This is a genomic window from Pseudomonas palmensis (assembly GCF_049942755.1).
Taxonomy (GTDB): domain Bacteria; phylum Pseudomonadota; class Gammaproteobacteria; order Pseudomonadales; family Pseudomonadaceae; genus Aquipseudomonas; species Aquipseudomonas palmensis.
The window spans coordinates 4,152,884-4,167,047 of the sequence record NZ_CP187958.1 but is presented as its reverse complement, the minus strand read 5'-3'; the positions used below and the strand labels follow the sequence as shown (position 1 = coordinate 4,167,047).

Below are 14,164 nucleotides of genomic sequence, written 5' to 3'. Positions count from 1 at the left end.
CAGCCTTTATTCATCATTGAAGGTGCGGCCCTCGGGGTGAGGCGTGCGCCGGTTGACCTTGGCCATCGGCAACGGCAGCAGCTTGCCCATCGGCTCGCGGCGCACCTGGCGCAGCGGGCGCAGGCCCACCACCATCTTGCGCGCCACCAGCACGTACACACCGCCACCGGATATCTGCCAGCGCCCGGCAGCACGCTCCCAGCCAGACAACCGTGCCTGCCAGGCCGGCGAGGCAAGCGGCGGACGATAGCACCCGAAGCGGCGTTTCTCCAGCGCGAAGCCCAGCAGGTTGAGCCAGTCGCCCACCCGCGACGGCGAGATGCAGCGCGCCTTGCGCAACGCATCATGGGCAAACACCCGGCGCAGGCCCCAGGTGCTCCAGGGGTTGATCCCGACGATCAGCAGGTGCCCGCCAGGGCGCACGCTGCTGGCCGCCTCGCGCAGCAGGCCGTGGGGCGAGAGGCTGAAGTCCAGCCCGTGCTGCAGCACCACCACGTCGGCGGCGTGCTCGCTCAGGGGCCAGGCCTGCTCTTCGCACACGATCTCGACGCCCGGCAGCGGCGCCCCCAGGCGCACGTTGCGTTGCACCTGCGGGGCATTGGGCGGTGCCTCGGCGCAGGGGCCGTAATGCACCAGGTAGCCACCGAAGAAGCGCCCCAGCTCCTCTTCGAGCAGGCGCTGCTCCCCGGCGAGCAGCTGCTGGCCCAGCGGGCCGGCGAACCACTCGCGCGCCTGGCTGATCAGCTCGAGCCACTGCGGGTCGGCCTGGGCAAAGGCTTGATCGGTCATTGCTGTCTCCCTTGGAAGGTTCTCGACAACGCACATAGCTACTAAGATGCACCCATGTCCACCGTTTGGCGAATCGCACGATGATACAGATACAGGCCCTGCCCGCTTTCAGTGATAACTACATCTGGTTGTTACAAGATGCCGTGAACCAGCGCTGTGCGGTGGTCGACCCGGGCGATGCAGCCCCCGTGCTGGCCTGGCTGCAGGCGCATGCCGACTGGCAACTGACCGACATTCTGATCACCCATCACCACCACGACCATGTGGGTGGCGTTGAGCAGCTCAAGGCGCACACCGGCGCCCGCGTCAGCGGCCCGGCCAACGAACGCATACCCGCCCGCGACCAGGCCCTGAACGACAATGACCGCCTCGAGGTGCTGGGGCTTGAGTTCCAGGTGTTCGCCGTACCCGGCCACACCCTGGGGCACATCGCCTATTACTGTGCCCAGCCGCAGTTGCCGATGCTGTTCTGTGGCGACACGCTGTTCGCCGCCGGCTGCGGGCGCCTGTTCGAGGGCACGCCGGAGCAGATGCACCACTCGCTGGAGTGCCTGGCAGCGCTGCCGGCGGCCACCCAGGTGTATTGCGCCCACGAATACACCCTGAGCAACCTGCGCTTTGCCTGTGCGGTCGAGCCGCAGAACCCGCACGTTATCCAACGCTTCGAAGACGTTACCGCACTGCGCGCGCAAGATCGCATCACTTTGCCCTCCACCATCGCGCTGGAGAAGCTGACCAACCCGTTTTTGCGGGTAGCAGAAACATCCGTTAAACAAAAAATAGACGAACGGGTGGGCCGCATAAACCCTACGCCCAGTGCTGTTTTTGCGGGGTTGCGGGCCTGGAAAGACACGTTCTAAACAGGCGCTGTGAAGGTCGGAAAATTCTCAAAGGTTGACCGATGGGGGGTGCCTTTCTAGAATCGCCCGACATTTTTGCCCGGAACTTTCCCCCAGCCAATGTCGTCCCCTAGCCGCAGAACCTTCAATTCCGTTGCCCTGACGCGCCTGGCCCAAGCCAGTGCGCTGGCCCTGGCCGCCACCCTCGTGGGCTGCCAGAGCACGCGCCAGGTCGATGAATCCGATAGCGTTCGCGCGCACAACTTCCAGGCGCGGATCAAGCAGAAACCGATCTTCGTGCATGACAAGAAGCCGGTCGAGCCAGCCGTGGCCCAGGACGTCTGGGAACGCATGCGCCAGGGCTTCCAGTTGCAGGACGGCATTGCGGTGAACCCGCGCATCGAGCAGCAGCGCCTGTGGTTCGCCAGCAACCCTTCGTTCCTGGAAGGCGCCGGCGACCGCGGCAGCCTGTACATCCACTACATCGTCGAGCGTCTTGAAGAGCGCGACATGCCGCTGGAGCTGGCCCTGCTGCCGGCAATCGAAAGTGCCTACAACCCGATGGCCTATTCCCGCGCTCACGCGGTGGGCCTGTGGCAGTTCATCCCGTCGACCGGGCGATACTTCAACCTGCGCCAGACGCGCTTCTACGATGGCCGTCGCGACATCACCGCCTCGACCAACGCGGCGCTGGACTACCTGACCCGCCTGCACGACATGTTCAACGGCGACTGGCTGCTGGCCCTGGCGGCCTACAACGCCGGTGAAGGCACGGTCAGCCGCGCCATCGAGCGCAACGAGAAGCTCGGCCTGCCAACCGACTACTGGAACCTGCCGCTGCCCAAGGAAACCCGCGACTACGTGCCAAAGCTGCTGGCCCTGTCGCAGGTGGTGCTGACCCCGCAGGCGTATGGCGTGAACCTCAACCCGATTGCCAACGAACCCTACTTCGAAGCCGTGGCGATCAAGGACCGGCTCGACCTGTCGCGGGTCGCCGCACTGGCCGAGATCGACGAAGACGAACTGTTCCAGCTCAACCCGGCCTTCAAGAAACGCATGACCGTGGACGGCCCGCAGCAATTGCTGGTACCCACCGCCAAGGCGCAACTGCTGACCACCAGCCTGTCGAACATGAAGCCCGAAGAGCTGCTCAGCCTGCAGCCGAAAAAGGCGGTATTCGAGGCAGCCCTGGCCGAAGCCTCGACGCCGGTGCGCAACAGCCGCTACCGGGTCAAGCGTGGCGACAACCTGGGCAGCATCGCCCGGGCCAACAAGGTCAGCGTCAAGGACCTGCAGCGCTGGAACAAGCTGCGCGGCAACAACCTCAAGGTCGGCCAGACCCTGGTGATGCAAGGTGCGCAGCCTGCCAGCGCGGCCGCCAACCAGAAGAAGCCTACCCAGTACAAGGTGCGCAAAGGCGATTCGCTGTACATGGTGGCCAAGCGTTTCAACGTTGAAATGCAGCATCTCAAGCGCTGGAATCCGCGCAGCGGCCACGCCCTCAAGCCCGGCCAGACCCTCACCGTCTACCTGCCGCACTGAGACCCGGGCCAGGCCTGCCTGGCCGCGGCCCCGGCGATCTCCGGGGCTGCTCTTTTTCCTGCCGATACAAGCTGTTACTGTAGCCGCAATAAAGCCCAAGCCCGGATCGGATCGCCGACTTGATACGTCCCCTCCTGTTGCTGTCATTCAGCCTGGCCTTGAGCTTTCCCGCGGGCGCGACCATCAGCGAAAGTCACGGTTACGCCCAGTTCGGCACGCTCAAGTACCCAGCCAAATTCACCCATTTCGATTGGGTAAACCCGCAAGCGCCCAAAGGCGGCACCTTGCGCGCCATGGCATTCGGCACGTTCGATACCCTCAACCCCTATACCTTCAAGGGCTCAAGCCCGGTCACCACGCCCAACTTCCTGCAGTACGGGGTGAACGAGCTGAACGAGACCCTGATGGTGGGCACCGGCCAGCGCGACCCCTCGGGCGATGAAGCCACCTCCAGCTACGGGCTGATCGCCCGTTCGGTGGAGTACAGCGAAGACCGCAGCTGGGTGGTGTTCAACCTGCGTCCCGAGGCACGCTTTCACGATGGCCGGCCGATCACCGCCGCCGACGTGGCGTTCTCCTACCGCACCCTGCTCAAGGAAGGCCACCCGCTCTACCGCACCAACCTGCAGGAAGTGCAGCGGGTCGACATCCTCAACCCCAAGCGCATCCGCTTCGTGTTCAAGCGTGCCGGCAACCCGCTGCTGATCTTGCGCCTGGGCGAAATGCCGGTGCTGCCCCAGCATTACTGGAAAGGCCGCGACTTCAAGGCCACTACCTTCGAACCGCCACTGGGCAGCGGCCCGTACCGCATCACCCAGGTACAGCCAGGTCGAAGCCTGGTGTTCGAGCGGGTCAAGGACTACTGGGGCAAGGACCTGGCAGTCAACCGCGGCAAGTACAACTTCGACCGCGTCGAGTTCGAGTTCTACCGCGACAGCGATGTGGCCTTCGAGGCATTCAAGGCGGGTGAATTCGATGTCTACATCGAGCACCAGGCCAAGAACTGGGCCACCGGCTACAACTTCCCCGCTGTGCGTCGTGGCCAGGTGATCCAGGCGCAGATCGCCCACCAGATCCCGACCCAGACCCAGGGGTTGTTCATGAACAGCCGGCGCGCCGCCTTCAGCGACGACCGCGTGCGCCAGGCGCTGGGCCTGATGCTGGACTTCGAATGGACCAACCGCACCCTGTTCAGCAGCGCCTATAAGCGCGCCAGCAGCTACTACCCCAACAGCGAGTTCAGCGCCACCGGCCTGCCGGTGGGCAAGGAGTGGCTGCTGCTGGCGCCGTACCGCGACCAACTGCCTGCCGCCCTGTTCACCCAGCCCTACAGCGTGGGCAAGACCAACGGGCGCGGTATCGACCGCGATACCCTGCGCCAGGCCCTCAGCCTGCTCGGCCAGGCAGGCTGGAAGCTCAGCGGCCAGCGCCTGCTCAACAGCAACGGGCAGCCGCTGAAGCTGGAAATTCTGCTGGTGAACCCGAACCTGGAGCGGATCCTGCAACCTTATGTCGAAAATCTTGCCAGCATCGGTATCGACGCGCGCTTGCGCACGGTAGACCGGGCCCAGTACAAACAACGGCTGGACCAATTTGATTTCGACATGATTCTGATGACCCTGAACCAGACCCTGAGCCCGGGCCTTGAGCAGTGGCTGTATTTTCATTCCAGCCAGGCCGCCACCAAAGGCAGCAAGAATTACGCGGGCGTGAAGAACCCGGTGGTCGACCACCTGCTAGAGTCCCTGCTCAATGCACAGAGCCGCGACGACCAGGTGGCTGCGGCGCGCGCCCTCGATCGAGTGCTGCTATGGCAGCACTACATGGTTCCCAACTGGTATCTCGACTATCACCGCCTGGCCTACCGCAACCGGTTTGCCTTTGTCGCCACGCCGCCCTACACCCTGGGGCTGAACAGCTGGTGGCTCAAGCCCACGGAGAACGCCCAATGATGCCATTGCCGTGCCTGCGCCTGATCGCAGGCGGCCTGCTGCTGGCCAGCCTGAGCCTTCAGGCCCTGGCCGCCCCGCAACATGCAGTGACCCTCTACGACGAAGCGCCCAAGTACCCGGCCAACTTCAAGCATTTCGACTATGTGAACCCCGACGCGCCCAAGGGCGGCACCTTTCGCGTCAACGGCTCCGGCAGCTTCGACAGCCTCAACCCCTTCATCAACAAGGGCGTGCCGGCCGACAACATCGATCTGGTATACGACACCCTGGCGCGCAACAGCCTCGATGAGCCATTCACCGAATACGGGCTGCTGGCCAGGCAGATCGAAAAAGCCCCCGACAACAGCTGGGTGCGCTTCTACCTGCGCCCCGAGGCGCGCTTTCAGGATGGCCATCCGGTTCGTGCCGAAGACGTCGTGTTCACCTTCAACACCCTGGTCACCAGCGGCGCACCGCTTTACCGCGCCTACTATGCCGACGTCGACGAAGTGATCGCCGAAGACCCGCTGCGTGTGCTGTTCAAGTTCAAGCACAAGGGCAACCGTGAACTGCCTCTGATCCTCGGCCAGTTGCCGGTGCTGCCCAAGCACTGGTGGGCCAACCGCGACTTCACCAAAGGCAACCTGGAGATCCCCCTGGGCAGCGGGCCGTACAAGGTCGCCGAGGTCAAGGCCGGGCGCTCGGTCCGCTACGTGCGCGACCCCGACTACTGGGGCAAGGACCTGCCGATCAACCGCGGCTTCTACAACTTCGACACTATTCGCGTCGACTACTACCGCGACAATACCGTGGCGCTCGAGGCGCTCAAGGCCGGCCAGTTCGACTACTGGCTGGAGGTCAGCGCCAAGAACTGGGCCACCGCCTACAACATCCCGGCAGTTCGCCAGAACCGCCTGATCCGCGAAGAGATCGCCAACGGCAACCCGACCGGCATGCAGGGCTTCGTGTTCAACCTGCGCCGCCCGATCTTCCAGGACGTGCGCGTGCGTGAGGCACTGAGCCTGCTGCTGGACTTCGAGTGGACCAACAAGCAGCTGTTCAATGGCGCCTACACCCGCACCACCAGCTACTTCGAAAACTCCGACATGGCGGCCAGCGGCCTGCCGGATGCGGCCGAACTGAAACTGCTGGAACCGCTGCGCGGGCAGATCCCCGACAAGGTGTTCACCGAAGCGTTCAAGAACCCGGTCACCGATGGCAGCGGCATGATCCGCGAGCAGCAACGCCAGGCCTACAAGCTGCTGCAGGAAGCCGGCTGGCGCATCCAGGACGACAAGATGGTGGATGCCCAGGGCAAGCCGGTGGTGATCGAGTTTCTGCTCGCCCAGACCGAGTTCGAGCGCATCCTGCTGCCCTACAAGCGCAACCTGGCCGACCTGGGCATCGAGCTGAACATTCGCCGGGTGGACGTATCGGAGTACATCAACCGCCTGCGCTCGCGCGACTTCGACATGATCGTGGGCGGCTTCCCGCAATCCAACTCGCCGGGCAACGAGCAACGCGAGTTCTGGCAGAGCGCCAGCGCCGACAAGCCCGGCAGCCGCAATTTCATGGGCCTCAAGGACCCGGCCGTGGACACCCTGGTGGACGGCCTGATCAATGCCGACTCGCGCCAGAGCCTGATCGAACACACCCGTGCCCTGGACCGCGTGCTGCAATGGGGCTACTACGTGGTGCCCAACTGGCACATCAAGACCTGGCGCGTGGCGTACTGGAACCATATCGGCCACCCGGCCACGCCGCCCAAGTACGACATCGGCATCAACACCTGGTGGATCAAGCCGGACGTGAAACCGGTGGTGCCGGGGGCCGCAGACGCCGCCCCAGCCGATGCTGCCCCAGCGGGCGAGGCACCTTGACATGCTGGCCTATATCTTTCGCCGCCTGTTGCTGATCATCCCCACCCTGCTGGGTATCCTGATCATCAACTTCGTGATCATCCAGGCCGCGCCCGGCGGCCCGGTGGAACAGATGATCGCCAAGCTCGAGGGCTTCGACGGCGCCACCAGCCGCATCGCCGGTGGCGGCTCGGAAGTATCCGTGGCCGGCTCCAACTACCGTGGCGCCCAGGGCCTGGACCCTGCCCTGGTCAAGGAAATCGAGCGCATGTACGGCTTCGACAAGCCGGCGCCGGAACGCCTGTGGATCATGATCAAGAACTACGCCCGGCTGGATTTCGGCGACAGCTTCTTCCGCGACGCCAAGGTCATCGACCTGATTGCCGAGAAGATGCCGGTGTCGATCTCGCTGGGGCTGTGGAGCACGCTGATCATGTACCTGGTGTCGATCCCCCTGGGCATCGCCAAGGCTACCCGGCACGGCAGCCACTTCGACGTGTGGACCAGCTCGGCCATCATCGTCGGCTATGCGATCCCGGCATTCCTGTTCGCCATTCTGCTGATCGTGCTGTTTGCCGGCGGCAGCTACCTGGACTGGTTCCCCTTGCGCGGGCTCACCTCGAACAACTTCGATGAACTGAGCACCACGGGCAAGATCCTCGATTACTTCTGGCACCTGACCCTGCCGGTGACCGCGCTGGTGATCGGCAACTTCGCCACCATGACCCTGCTGACCAAGAACAGCTTCCTCGACGAGATCAACAAGCAGTATGTGATCACCGCCAAGGCCAAGGGCCTGAGCCCCAACCGGGTGCTCTACGGGCACGTGTTTCGCAACGCGATGCTGCTGGTGATCGCGGGCTTCCCCTCGGCATTCATCGGCATCTTCTTCACCGGCTCGCTGCTGGTGGAGGTGATCTTCTCCCTCGACGGCCTGGGCCTGATGAGCTTCGAGGCGGCCATCAACCGCGACTACCCGGTGGTGTTCGGCACGCTGTTCATCTTCACCCTGCTGGGCCTGGTGGTGAAGCTGATCGGTGACCTGACCTACACCCTGGTCGATCCGCGGATCGACTTCGACAGCCGGGAGCACTGAGATGACCCTATCCCCTCTCAACCGCCGCCGCTTCGAACGCTTCAAGGCCAACCGCCGTGGCTGGTGGTCGCTGTGGCTGTTCCTGATCCTGTTCGGGCTGAGCCTGGGCGCCGAGCTGATCGCCAACGACAAGCCGCTGGCGGTGCGTTACGACGGCGAATGGTACTTCCCCGCCCTCAAGCGCTACCCCGAGACCACCTTCGGCGGCGAGTTCCCGCTGGAGGCCAACTACAAGAGCCCGTACATCCGCGAGTTGCTGGCAGCCAAGGACAGCTGGGTGCTGTGGGCACCGATCCCGTTCAGCTACCAGAGCATCAACTACGACCTGAAGGTGCCCGCCCCGGCTCCGCCCTCGGCGCAGAACCTGCTGGGCACCGACGACCAGGGCCGCGACGTGCTGGCGCGGGTGATCTACGGTTTTCGCATCTCGGTGCTGTTCGCCCTGACGCTGACGGTGTTCAGCTCCATCATCGGGGTGATCGCAGGCGCCCTGCAGGGCTTCTATGGCGGCTGGGTCGACCTGGCCGGGCAGCGCTTTCTGGAGATCTGGTCGGGGTTGCCGGTGCTGTACCTGCTGATCATCCTGGCCAGTTTCGTGCAGCCCAACTTCTGGTGGCTGCTGGGCATCATGCTGCTGTTCTCGTGGATGAGCCTGGTGGACGTGGTGCGCGCCGAGTTCCTGCGCGGGCGCAACCTGGAATACGTGCGCGCTGCGCGGGCGCTGGGCATGCAGAACGGCGCGATCATGTACCGGCACATCCTGCCCAACGCGATGGTCTCGACCATGACCTTTTTGCCGTTCATCCTGACCGGCGCCATCGGCACCCTCACGGCGCTGGATTTTCTCGGCTTCGGCCTGCCACCGGGCGCGCCGTCGCTGGGCGAGCTGGTGGCCCAGGGCAAGTCCAACCTGCAGGCGCCGTGGCTGGGCATGAGCGCCTTCGCGGTACTGGCACTGATGCTCAGCCTGCTGGTGTTCATCGGCGAGTCCGCCCGCGATGCCTTCGACCCGAGGAAATGAGATGAGCAACGACACCTTGATCGAAGTGCGCGACCTGTCGGTGGAGTTCGTCACCGGGGCGCAGCAGCAACGCGTGGTCGAAGGCATCAGCTTCGACATCCGTCGTGGCGAGACATTGGCACTGGTGGGCGAAAGCGGCTCGGGCAAGTCGGTGACCGCGCACTCCATCCTGCGCCTGCTGCCCTACCCGCTGGCCCGCCACCCCAGCGGCAGCATCACCTACGAAGGCCAGGACCTGCTCAAGCTGGAAGAAAAACAGATGCGGCGCATTCGCGGCAACCGCATCGCGATGATCTTCCAGGAGCCGATGACCTCGCTCAACCCGCTGCACAACATCGAGAAGCAGATCAACGAGATTCTCATGCTGCACAAGGGCCTGCGCGGGAAGGCGGCCACCGAGCGCACCCTGGAGCTGCTGGAACTGGTGGGCATTCCCGACCCGGTCAAGCGCCTCAAGGCCCTGCCCCACGAGCTGTCGGGCGGTCAACGCCAGCGGGTGATGATCGCCATGGCCCTGGCCAACGAGCCGGAGCTGCTGATCGCCGACGAACCGACCACCGCGCTGGACGTCACCGTGCAGCTGAAAATCCTCGAATTGCTCAAGGATCTGCAGGCGCGCCTGGGCATGGCGCTGCTACTGATCAGTCACGATTTGAACCTGGTGAAAAGAATTGCCCACCGCGTATGTGTCATGCAGCGCGGTTGCATCGTCGAACAGGCGTCGTGTGACGAATTGTTCCGTGCCCCGCAGCATCCGTACACGCAAATGCTGCTCGGTGCCGAGCCCAGCGGCAAGCCTGCCGACAACCCGGTGGGCCCGCCGCTGCTCGAGGTCGAGGACCTGCGCGTGTGGTTCCCGATCAAGAAGGGCCTGCTGCGCAAGACCGTGGACCACGTCAAGGCGGTGGACGGCATCAACTTCAGCCTGCCCCAGGGCCAGACCCTGGGCATCGTGGGCGAGAGTGGTTCCGGCAAGTCTACCCTGGGCCTGGCGATCCTGCGGTTGATCGGCAGCCAGGGCGCGATACGCTTTGAAGGCCAGGCGCTGGACGGCCTGACCCAGCAACAGGTGCGGCCGTTGCGCCGCCAGATGCAGGTGGTGTTCCAGGACCCCTTCGGCAGCCTGAGCCCGCGCATGAGCGTGAGCGATATCGTCGGAGAGGGCCTGCGCATTCATCGGATTGGCACGGAGGCAGAGCAGGAACAGGCGATCATGGAGGCGCTAGAGGAAGTAGGACTGGATCCGCAAACCCGGCACCGCTACCCTCACGAGTTCTCCGGTGGCCAGCGACAACGTATTGCCATTGCCCGGGCACTGGTATTGAAACCGGCGCTGATACTGCTGGACGAGCCCACTTCGGCGCTCGACCGGACCGTTCAGCGCCAGGTGGTGGAACTGCTGCGTACGCTGCAGACCAAGTACAACCTGACCTACTTGTTCATCAGCCATGACCTGGCGGTGGTCAAGGCGCTCAGCCACCAGTTGATGGTGGTCAAGCAGGGCAAGGTGGTGGAACAAGGTCCGGCTACGGGTATTTTCAGCGCCCCGCAACATCCCTATACACAGCAGCTGCTGGAAGCCGCCTTTTTGGCCCCCACAGCTGTCGATTAACCTGAAGAGGAACAACACATGGGTTTTCTCGCCGGTAAGCGCGTACTGATCGTCGGTGTCGCAAGCAAACTGTCCATCGCATCCGGCATCGCTGCCGCCATGCATCGCGAGGGTGCAGAACTTGCCTTCACCTACCAGAACGAAAAGCTCAAGGGCCGCGTCGAAGAGTTTGCCGCTGGCTGGGGCTCCAGCCCTGAGCTGTGCTTCCCCTGTGACGTTGCCAGCGATGAAGAAATCGCCAAGGTCTTCGAAGAACTGAGCAAGAAGTGGGACGGCCTGGACTGCATCGTGCACTCCGTAGGCTTCGCGCCGGGCGACCAGCTCGACGGCGACTTCACCCAGGCCACCACCCGTGATGGCTTCCGCATTGCCCACGACATCAGCGCCTACAGCTTCGTGGCCCTGGCCAAGGCCGGTCGCGACATGATGAAGGGCCGCAATGGCAGCCTGCTGACCCTGTCGTACCTGGGCGCCGAGCGCACCATGCCCAACTACAACGTGATGGGCATGGCCAAGGCCAGCCTGGAAGCCGGCGTGCGCTACCTGGCGCGCAGCCTGGGCCCGGAAGGCACTCGTGTGAACGCCGTTTCGGCCGGCCCGATCCGTACCCTGGCAGCCTCGGGTATCAAGAACTTCCGCAAGATGCTGGACGCCAACGAAGCGCAGACCCCGCTGCGTCGCAACGTCACCATCGACGAAGTCGGCAACGCCGGCGCGTTCCTCTGCTCGGACCTGGCGTCGGGCGTGAGCGGTGAAATCATGTACGTGGACGGTGGCTTCAACACTACCGCCATGGGCGACCTTACCGAATAAGGTTGGCAGGATGGGAAAAGGCCGCTGATGCGGCCTTTTCTTTTGTCCGGGATCTGGCTATTCGCCGGCAAGGCCGGCTCCTGAAGAGGTTGCGATCCCTGTAGCAGCCGGCCTTGCCGGCGAACGCCCCCCCCCCGTACAACCAACACAAAAACAGAAAGGGCCGCATCAGCGGCCCTTTCCGTTTACAGCAGCATCACTCAGTAACGGGTGATGTCCGCCTTCTCTTCCAACTGCTTGCGGTACGCAGCGAAGTCCTGCTGGCCAGCACGCGACGCCAGGAAGCGACGGTAGGCCGCCTTCTCTTCGTCACTTGCCGCAGCACCTTCGTTGACGCCGTTCAGGCGCAGGACCACAAAGCTGCCGTCGTTCAAGGTGACGCTACCGAAGGTCGGCTTGTCCTTGGCTTGCGGCTTGCTCATGCGGAACACCGCCTGCAGCTCGGCCGGGTCGATGGCCTCCTGGTTGCGTGTGACCGCTTCCTGGACCTTCCAGCTCTGCCCTTCCTGGCTGGCTGCCAGTTCGACCTTGCCGTCGCGCAGGCCGGCGATCAGCGCCTCGCCCTTGGCCTTGGCCGCCGCACTGGCGTGCTCCCTGGCCAGGTGCTTGCGAATGCTGTCGCTCACCACTTCCAGCGGCAGTTGCTCAGGCTTGCGGTGCTCCTTGACACGGATGACCACGACCGTCTCCGGGTCCAGCTCGATGGCGGTGCTGTTGGCACCCTCTTCCAGCACTTCCGGGCTGAACGCCGCCTGGATCACCGCACGGTTGGCCGTGATGCCATCGCCACCTTCACGGCCGAACGGCGCCGAAGTGTTCAGCTTCAGGCCAAGCTCCTGGGCCGGCTGGGCCAGGTCGGAGGCTTCGAACGCCGAGTCCTCCAGCTGCTTGGTCACTTCGACGAAGCGCTGTTCGACCTGCTGGGTCTTGAGCTCGCGGGTCAGCTTGTCTTTCAGGCTGGCGAAGGTCGGCACTTCAGGTGCCTGCACATCCAGCAGCTTGATCAGGTGCCAACCGAAGTCGGTACGCACCGGCGCCGATACCTGGCCCTTGTTCAGCGCATACAGCGCCTCTTCGAAGGCCGGGTCGTAGACGCCCTGGCCGGCATAGCCCAGGTCACCACCCGTGGCGGCAGAGCCCGGGTCCTGGGAGAACTCCTTGGCCAGCTTGGCAAAGTCTTCGCCTTTGTCCAGACGCTGCTTGATCTCTTCGATGCGGGCCTTGGCCTGGGCATCGTCAAGCTTGTCGTTGACTTCGATAAGGATGTGCGCGGCATGACGCTGCTCGGCCAGGTTGGCGATTTCCTTCTGGTACAGCGCCTGGAGCGCCTCGTCGTCGACCTTGACCTGGTCGAAGAACGCGGCCTTCTTCAGCTCAATGTAGTCGATGACCACCTGATCGGGGCTCATGAACTCCTTGGCGTGCTCGTCGTAGTGCGCCTTGATCTCTTCGTCGGTGACCTTGACCGCGGCCGGGTCGGCCTTGAAGGTCAGCGAAGCGAAATCACGGGTCTGCTTCTCCAGGCGGGCAAATGCCTCGACCTGCGAATCGGTAACAAAACCGCTGCCGGCCAGGCCAGCACGCAGTTGGCCGATCAGCATTTCCTGCGCCAGCATGTCGCGGAACTGCAGGCGACCGTAGCCCAGCTGACGAATCACCTGGTCGAAACGCTCGGGGCTGAACTTGCCGTCAACCTGGAACTCCGGCGTTTGCAGGATGACCTGGTCAAGCGCGGCTTCGGAGAAGCTGAACTTGGCATCCTTGGCGCCCTGGAGCAGCAGCTTGCGCTCGATGAGGCCCTTGAGTGCTGCTTCACGCAGCATTTTTTCATCCAGCAGGGAGGCGTCGAAATCCTTGCCCAGCTGTTGCATCAGTTGCCGACGTTGCATGTCGACAGCCTGGCTCAGCTCATTCTGGCTGATGGTGTCGCCATTGACCTTGGCAGCGTCCTGGCTATGGGTGGTGGCCTGGAAGATGGCATCGAAGCCGGTCAGCGCCATCAAGGCCACGATGACACCGATGATGGTCTTGGCAATCCAACCTTGTGAATTGTCCCTGATATTTTGAAGCATGCGTCCCCCAGAAACGGCCGTACTAAATAAACAACCGCGGAGCGTGGGTAGAGTCCTGATAGAAGAAAGGCGCATCCGAGGATGCGCCTTCTCGTAACTGGCGAAGCACACGGGAATCTGTTTTTGCGATTCCCCGTGCTGCGCTACCAGGCCAGGCGAAACCCGACCCGGTTAGGCGAAGCCTGAAAGAGACGCCTTAGTTGACGGCTTCTTTCAGTGCTTTGCCGGCCTTGAAGCCTGGCTTCTTGGCAGCAGGAATTTCCAGAGTCTTGCCGGTTTGCGGGTTGCGACCGGTACGGGCAGGACGATCGGTTACCGAGAAGGTACCGAAACCGACCAGCACCACGGAATCACCGGCTTTCAGGGCGCCGGTGACGGATTCGATGACTGCGTCCAGCGCACGGCCGGCAGCAGCTTTCGGGATATCAGCAGATGCGGCAATAGCGTCAATCAGTTCCGACTTGTTCACTCTAAGTCCCCTTATCTCTATTTGAGTTTGTTTCTAAGTATGTAATGAAAAGCAAAACGATTGCCGGGTGGCCCACCGACAAGTGGGCGCCGCTTTATAACAAGGGCCCGAATTAACGTCG

At 63.4% G+C, this 14,164-nt stretch carries 11 protein-coding genes; 8 read left to right on the top strand and 3 right to left on the bottom strand.

Annotated features, from left to right (window positions below):
- Positions 1-6: 6 nt before the first annotated feature.
- Positions 7-789 (bottom strand): class I SAM-dependent methyltransferase, encoded by a 783-nt coding sequence (locus ACPRTJ_RS19330; RefSeq protein ID WP_043859727.1) that lies wholly within the window; start codon positions 787-789, stop codon positions 7-9.
- Between the two features lie 80 nt (positions 790-869).
- Between ACPRTJ_RS19330 and gloB the strand changes: the two genes are divergently transcribed.
- From gloB to fabI, 8 genes are all read left to right on the top strand, one after another.
- Complete coding sequence (gene gloB / locus ACPRTJ_RS19325; protein WP_236176629.1) at positions 870-1,649, top strand: hydroxyacylglutathione hydrolase; 780 nt, start codon at positions 870-872, stop codon at positions 1,647-1,649.
- A 99-nt stretch (positions 1,650-1,748) separates the two neighbouring features.
- Entirely contained in the window at positions 1,749-3,170 is a 1,422-nt protein-coding gene (locus ACPRTJ_RS19320; protein ID WP_210015100.1) for a LysM peptidoglycan-binding domain-containing protein, read from the top strand.
- Positions 3,171-3,289: 119 nt separating this feature from the next.
- Positions 3,290-5,122, top strand: coding sequence for an extracellular solute-binding protein (locus ACPRTJ_RS19315; protein WP_426427183.1), 1,833 nt, complete (start codon positions 3,290-3,292; stop codon positions 5,120-5,122).
- Complete coding sequence (locus ACPRTJ_RS19310) at positions 5,119-6,981, top strand: extracellular solute-binding protein (RefSeq protein WP_088515226.1); 1,863 nt, start codon at positions 5,119-5,121, stop codon at positions 6,979-6,981. Before ACPRTJ_RS19315 ends, ACPRTJ_RS19310 begins: the two co-directional genes overlap by 4 nt.
- Position 6,982: 1 nt before the next feature.
- On the top strand, positions 6,983-8,056 hold the full coding sequence (locus ACPRTJ_RS19305) for a microcin C ABC transporter permease YejB (RefSeq protein WP_043864486.1): 1,074 nt from the start codon (positions 6,983-6,985) through the stop codon (positions 8,054-8,056).
- A gap of 1 nt (position 8,057) precedes the next feature.
- Positions 8,058-9,077: an ABC transporter permease gene (locus ACPRTJ_RS19300; protein WP_043864487.1), complete on the top strand. Its 1,020-nt coding sequence runs from the start codon at positions 8,058-8,060 to the stop codon at positions 9,075-9,077.
- A 1-nt stretch (position 9,078) separates the two neighbouring features.
- Entirely contained in the window at positions 9,079-10,689 is a 1,611-nt protein-coding gene (locus ACPRTJ_RS19295) for an ABC transporter ATP-binding protein (protein WP_043864488.1), read from the top strand.
- Between the two features lie 18 nt (positions 10,690-10,707).
- Positions 10,708-11,502, top strand: coding sequence for an enoyl-ACP reductase FabI (gene fabI / locus ACPRTJ_RS19290; protein ID WP_043864489.1), 795 nt, complete (start codon positions 10,708-10,710; stop codon positions 11,500-11,502).
- A 200-nt stretch (positions 11,503-11,702) separates the two neighbouring features.
- Here fabI and ACPRTJ_RS19285 read toward each other — a convergent pair whose 3' ends face one another.
- Together ACPRTJ_RS19285 and ACPRTJ_RS19280 are read right to left on the bottom strand one after the other, a co-directional pair.
- Complete coding sequence (locus tag ACPRTJ_RS19285; RefSeq protein ID WP_054915281.1) at positions 11,703-13,574, bottom strand: SurA N-terminal domain-containing protein; 1,872 nt, start codon at positions 13,572-13,574, stop codon at positions 11,703-11,705.
- A gap of 196 nt (positions 13,575-13,770) precedes the next feature.
- Positions 13,771-14,043 (bottom strand): HU family DNA-binding protein, encoded by a 273-nt coding sequence (locus tag ACPRTJ_RS19280; protein WP_003183171.1) that lies wholly within the window; start codon positions 14,041-14,043, stop codon positions 13,771-13,773.
- Positions 14,044-14,164: the final 121 nt, after the last annotated feature.

What these genes read in the sequence shown, in the direction of transcription:
- ACPRTJ_RS19330 (WP_043859727.1), bottom strand. Translation starts at nt 789, where the DNA reads ATGACCGATCAAGCCTTTGCCCAGGCCGACCCGCAGTGGCTCGAGCTG.
- gloB (WP_236176629.1), top strand. Translation starts at nt 870, where the DNA reads ATGATACAGATACAGGCCCTGCCCGCTTTCAGTGATAACTACATCTGG.
- ACPRTJ_RS19320 (WP_210015100.1), top strand. Translation starts at nt 1,749, where the DNA reads ATGTCGTCCCCTAGCCGCAGAACCTTCAATTCCGTTGCCCTGACGCGC.
- ACPRTJ_RS19310 (WP_088515226.1), top strand. Translation starts at nt 5,119, where the DNA reads ATGATGCCATTGCCGTGCCTGCGCCTGATCGCAGGCGGCCTGCTGCTG.
- ACPRTJ_RS19305 (WP_043864486.1), top strand. Translation starts at nt 6,983, where the DNA reads ATGCTGGCCTATATCTTTCGCCGCCTGTTGCTGATCATCCCCACCCTG.
- ACPRTJ_RS19300 (WP_043864487.1), top strand. Translation starts at nt 8,058, where the DNA reads ATGACCCTATCCCCTCTCAACCGCCGCCGCTTCGAACGCTTCAAGGCC.
- ACPRTJ_RS19295 (WP_043864488.1), top strand. Translation starts at nt 9,079, where the DNA reads ATGAGCAACGACACCTTGATCGAAGTGCGCGACCTGTCGGTGGAGTTC.
- fabI (WP_043864489.1), top strand. Translation starts at nt 10,708, where the DNA reads ATGGGTTTTCTCGCCGGTAAGCGCGTACTGATCGTCGGTGTCGCAAGC.
- ACPRTJ_RS19285 (WP_054915281.1), bottom strand. Translation starts at nt 13,574, where the DNA reads ATGCTTCAAAATATCAGGGACAATTCACAAGGTTGGATTGCCAAGACC.